Source organism: Streptomyces sp. NPDC057253, from assembly GCF_042669125.1.
In the GTDB taxonomy this organism is placed as follows: Bacteria; Actinomycetota; Actinomycetes; order Streptomycetales; family Streptomycetaceae; genus Streptomyces.
Genome location: NZ_JBHUXV010000258.1, coordinates 1 through 5,055, shown reverse-complemented (window position 1 = coordinate 5,055; position 5,055 = coordinate 1). Strand labels below are relative to the sequence as shown.

The 5,055-nt window shown below is 71.7% G+C and carries 4 protein-coding genes; 2 read left to right on the top strand and 2 right to left on the bottom strand.

Translation table 11 applies throughout. The features are described 5' to 3' along the window. Positions 1-516 precede the first annotated feature (516 nt). Positions 517-1,482: a DeoR/GlpR family DNA-binding transcription regulator gene (locus ACFULQ_RS48515; RefSeq protein WP_383558092.1), complete on the bottom strand. Its 966-nt coding sequence runs from the start codon at positions 1,480-1,482 to the stop codon at positions 517-519. A gap of 166 nt (positions 1,483-1,648) precedes the next feature. Beyond that, positions 1,649-3,097 carry an NAD(P)H-quinone dehydrogenase gene (locus ACFULQ_RS48510; protein WP_383558089.1) on the bottom strand — a complete coding sequence of 483 codons (1,449 nt, stop codon included), beginning with the start codon at positions 3,095-3,097 and terminating at the stop codon, positions 1,649-1,651. A 96-nt stretch (positions 3,098-3,193) separates the two neighbouring features. Here ACFULQ_RS48510 and ACFULQ_RS48505 point away from each other — a divergent pair, with 96 nt between their 5' ends. Both ACFULQ_RS48505 and ACFULQ_RS48500 read left to right on the top strand, forming a co-directional pair. Continuing rightward, a complete protein-coding gene (locus ACFULQ_RS48505; RefSeq protein WP_383558086.1) occupies positions 3,194-3,631 on the top strand; it encodes a gamma-glutamylcyclotransferase in 438 nt (145 codons plus the stop codon). Positions 3,632-3,743: 112 nt separating this feature from the next. Next, positions 3,744-4,568, top strand: coding sequence for a purine-nucleoside phosphorylase (locus ACFULQ_RS48500; RefSeq protein WP_383558083.1), 825 nt, complete (start codon positions 3,744-3,746; stop codon positions 4,566-4,568). The last annotated feature ends 487 nt before the right edge of the window (positions 4,569-5,055 follow it).

Sequence of the window (5,055 nt, the reverse complement as noted above, 5' to 3'; positions counted from 1 at the left end):
CACCAGGTCCCCGGGGCGCCTCGCTTCCCCGTCCCCCGTGACAGTGGCCCTGACGCCGGTGCTGATCCCGGCGAGCGGTGACGGCGTGGTGGCCATGACTCCCCTCGGCGGTCGGACCCAGGAGCGGAGCGCCTCTCACCGGTGAGGGGCGTACCAGGGCTACTTGACCAACGGGGGGGGCATGCCCGGCGCGCGGGGCGCCCAGGCGCGGGCGCTGCACACGGCCCGGCCGACACCCACCCTCACCTCAACGAGGGCGGCGCCTCAACCCGCGCGCGTCCATCCACCCCAGGGCGCGGGGCCGTATCAAATACGCGGCCGCCACCGCACGGGCGCGACCGGCCGCGACGAACCCACAGCCGCGCTGCACCACCTCACCCGGCACAGTTCCAGGCCTCACCCGGCACAGCCCCAGGCGTCCCCGCAGCCGCTCCACGACCTCACCCGGCACAGCCCAAAGCGAACCCGCAGCCACACCACGACCTCAGCGGCACCACCCCCCGCGGAGCCGAACCCTCACCGACGCCGCAAGTCCGCCACCCGGGCCCGCTCCGCTCCCGGAGGCGTCTCCCCCAGTACCGCGGCCGTCCGCAGTGTGGGTCCCGCTCCCGAGACCTGTCCGCGCCGAGGTCCCGGCAGGGGCACGTCACGGCGGTCCTGACCCCGGCGTGCCGGGGTCTGATCACCCCCCGGCGCTCCCGACGCGCCGGCCACCGCGATCTGCACCCCCTGATCGGCGAGCGCCTGGAGCTCCGTGCCGGCCCGGTCGTCGTGGGCCGGGGGCTCGTCCGTGACCAGGCGGGTGATCACATCCGTCGGCACGGTCTGGAACATGGTGTCGGTGCCGAGCTTGGTGTGGTCGGCGAGGACCACGACCTCCGCGGCGGCCTGCACGAGCGCCCGGTCGACGGACGCCGACAGCATGTTGGACGTGGAGAGCCCGCGCTCGGCGGTGAGCCCGCTCCCGGAGAGGAAGGCCCGCGAGACCCGGAGCCCCTGGAGCGACTGTTCGGCTCCGGAGCCCACGAGGGCGTAGTTGGAACCGCGCAGGGTCCCGCCGGTCATCACGACCTCCACCCGGTTGGCATGGGCGAGCGCCTGGGCCACCAGCAGGGAATTGGTCACGACGGTCAGCCCGGGGACCCGGGCGAGCCGGCGGGCCAGCTCCTGCGTGGTGGTGCCCGCCCCCACCACAATGGCCTCGCCCTCTTCGACGAGACCCGCGGCGAGATCGGCGATGGCCGTCTTCTCGGCGGTCGCGAGATGCGATTTCTGCGGAAAGCCGGACTCCCGCGTGAACCCGCCCGGCAATACCGCACCGCCATGTCGGCGGTCGAGGAGTCCTTCTGCCTCCAGTGCGCGCACGTCCCGCCGTACGGTCACTTCGGAGGTCTGGACGACGCGGGCGAGCTCACGGAGCGACACGGCTCCGTTGGCCCGCACCATTTCGAGGATCAATTGGCGACGTTCTGCAGCGAACACGAAACTGACAGTAACCCCAACGACCGTCTGGTTTCAGCAGTATGCGCCGAATTACCGAAGTTGTTCGCACAGTAGGACGGGAAGTGGTATAGGGCCTAATCTCCCCGACTATGCCGCACGAATGGTCGACAACTCCCTGTGACCAGGCAGGAATCGCTTTCGGCCGTCAGGCTCCCCCGGTCTCCTTGCGCGTGTGCAACTGCCGTGCCACCTCGGCGATCGAGCCCGAAAGGGAGGGGTAAACGGTGAACGCGTTCGCGATCTGTTCGACCGTCAGATTGTTGTCGACCGCGATCGAGATGGGGTGGATCAGTTCCGAGGCGCGGGGCGCGACGACGACACCGCCGACGACGATCCCGGTGCCCGGCCGGCAGAAGATCTTGACGAAGCCGTCCCGGATGCCCTGCATCTTCGCGCGCGGGTTCCTGAGAAGCGGGAGCTTCACGACCCGGGCGTCGATCTTGCCGCCGTCGACGTCGGACTGCGAGTAGCCGACGGTGGCGATCTCGGGGTCGGTGAAGACGTTGGACGAGACGGTCTTCAGGTTGAGCGGGGCCACCGCGTCGCCGAGGAAGTGGTACATGGCGATACGGCCCTGCATGGCGGCGACGGAGGCGAGCGCGAAGACACCGGTCACGTCACCGGCGGCATAGACACCGGGCGCGGTCGTCCTGGACACCTTGTCGGTCCAGATGTGCCCGGACTCGCGCAGCTTGACCCCGGCCTCCTCAAGACCCATCCCGGCGCTGTTGGGAATGGCACCGACGGCCATCAGACAGTGCGACCCGCTGATGACCCGACCGTCCGCCAGCGTCACCTCGACCCGGTCCCCGACCCGCTTGGCGGACTGGGCACGGGAGCGGGCCATGACGTTCATGCCGCGCCGCCGGAAGACGTCCTCAAGGACGGCGGCCGCGTCCGGGTCCTCCCCGGGCAGCACCCGGTCCCGGGACGACACGAGCGTCACCTTGGACCCGAGCGCCTGATAGGCACCGGCGAACTCGGCACCGGTCACACCGGACCCGACGACGATCAGCTCTTCGGGGAGTTCGTCGAGGTCGTAGACCTGGGTCCAGTTGAGGATCCGCTCGCCGTCGGGCTGCGCGTCGGGGACCTCACGGGGGTGCGCGCCGGTGGCGATGAGGACCGCGTCCGCGACGAGCGTCTCCTCGCTCCCGTCGACGGCCCGCACGACGACCTTGCGGGACCCGTCGAGGGCCTGCATGCCTTCGAGCCGCCCACGCCCGCGCAGCACCCGGGCACCGGCACGCGTCACGGAGGCGGTGATGTCGTGCGACTGAGCGAGGGCCAGCCGCTTCACACGGCGGTTGACCTTCCCCAGATCGACCCCCACCACTCGGGCGGCCTGCTCCAGCGGTGGGGTGTCGTCGGCGACGATGATCCCCAGCTCCTCGTAGGACGAGTCGAAGGTCGTCATGACCTCGGCCGTCGCGATAAGGGTCTTCGACGGGACGCAGTCGGTCAGCACCGACGCCCCGCCCAGGCCGTCGCAGTCGACGACGGTCACCTCCGCGCCGAGCTGGGCGGCCACCAGGGCCGCCTCGTATCCGCCGGGTCCGCCACCGATGATCACGATCCGAGTCACGTACTCCATTGTCCCGCACGCCCCGCGGTCCTACGGCCTGGGGGGCGCCCCGAGATGCCACTGTTACGGGAGAGACGCCGGGGAAGGCTGCCGTACCCTCGACGCATGTCGCTCTACGCCGCCTACGCCGGCAACCTCGACGCGCGGCTGATGACCCGCCGCGCCCCGCACTCGCCGATGCGTGCCACGGGGTGGCTGAACGGCTGGCGGCTGACCTTCGGCGGCGAGCACATGGGCTGGGAGGGGGCGCTGGCGACGATCGTCGAGGACCCGCTCTGCCAGGTCTTCGTCGCGCTCTACGACATCGCGCCCGCCGACGACGACTCGCTGGACCGCTGGGAGGGCGTGGGCCTGGACATCTACCGCCGCACCCGGGTCCGGATCCACACGCTGGAGGGCGAGGAGCAGGCCTGGACGTACGTCCTGAACGGCTACGAGGGCGGCCTCCCCTCCGCCCGTTACCTGGGCGAGGTGGCCGACGCGGCGGAATCCGCGGGCGCGCCGCACGACTACGTGATGGAACTGCGCAAGCGCCCCTGCTGAACCACCAGTCACCGGCGTCCCACGCTTTGGTCGGAAACAACAAGACAACGATCGCCATCCCGTCAGCTCTGTCATCTACGCGCGTAGGCCCGGACCGGCTACCCTCATCCGCGTGAACGCATCTCTTCTTCCGGACGACATCCAGGGCGACCCGCACGCCGCCGCCGACGCCGCCGCCGCCCGCCTGCGCGAACTGACCGGCGCCGAGACCCACGACGTCGCCCTCGTGATGGGCTCCGGCTGGGCACCGGCCGTGGACGCGCTCGGTGCCCCCGACGCGGAGTTCCAGGTCACCGAGCTGCCCGGCTTCCCGCCGCCGGCGGTGGAGGGACACGGCGGCAAGATCCGCTCGTACCGGATCGGCGCGAAGCGCGCCCTGGTCTTCCTCGGCCGCACGCACTACTACGAGGGCCGCGGTGTCGCCGCCGTCGCCCACGGCGTCCGCACCGCCGTGGCCGCCGGCTGCAAGACCGTAGTCCTCACCAACGGCTGCGGCGGCCTGCGCGAGGGCATGCGCCCCGGCCAGCCGGTCCTGATCAGCGACCACATCAACCTCACGGCCACGTCCCCGATCATCGGCGCGAACTTCGTCGACCTGACCGACCTCTACTCCCCGCGCCTGCGGGCGCTGTGCAAGGAGGTCGACCCCACGCTGGAGGAGGGCGTCTACGCCCAGTTCCCCGGCCCGCACTACGAGACCCCGGCGGAGATCCGGATGGCCCGCGTCATCGGCGCGGACCTGGTGGGCATGTCGACGGTCCTCGAAGCGATCGCTGCGCGCGAGGCGGGGGCGGAGGTCCTGGGCATCTCCCTGGTCACGAACCTCGCCGCGGGGATGACGGGCGAGCCCCTCAACCACGAGGAGGTCCTCCAGGCGGGCCGCGACAGCGCGACGCGGATGGGTTCCCTGCTGGCACAGGTGCTCGAACGAATCTGACGCGGTCAGGGGTGGCGGGTCCTGTGCGCCTAAGGGGGTACCGGGTTCTGTTGTCGGGCGGGTGCGGGTCCGTCGTGGCGTGTCGCGCAGTTCCCCGCGCCCCCGCTGCGCTGGGCTTGGGCCGGGCACCTACTGGGGTGCCGGGTCCGGTTGCGGGGCGGGTGCGGGTCCGTCGTGGCTGGTCGCGCAGTTCCCCGCGCCCCTGAGGAGTTGCAGTCACGCCCGCCCCAGCGGACCGTTAGCCGCCGTATCCGCCCCCACCGGACCGTTGGGCGCCGTATCCGCCCCCACCGGACCGTTAGCCGCCGTATCCGCCCCCACCGGACCGTTAGCCGCCGTATCCGCCCCCACCGGACCGTTGGCCGCCGCGCCCGCCCCCACCGGACCGTTGGCCGCGTACGGCGCGCAGGGGACGGGGTGGGGGGTGTCCGCCCGCAGCGGCCGGCGTCCAGAGCCGGGCACTGTTGAAGGGGCCGAGCCGCCGGAC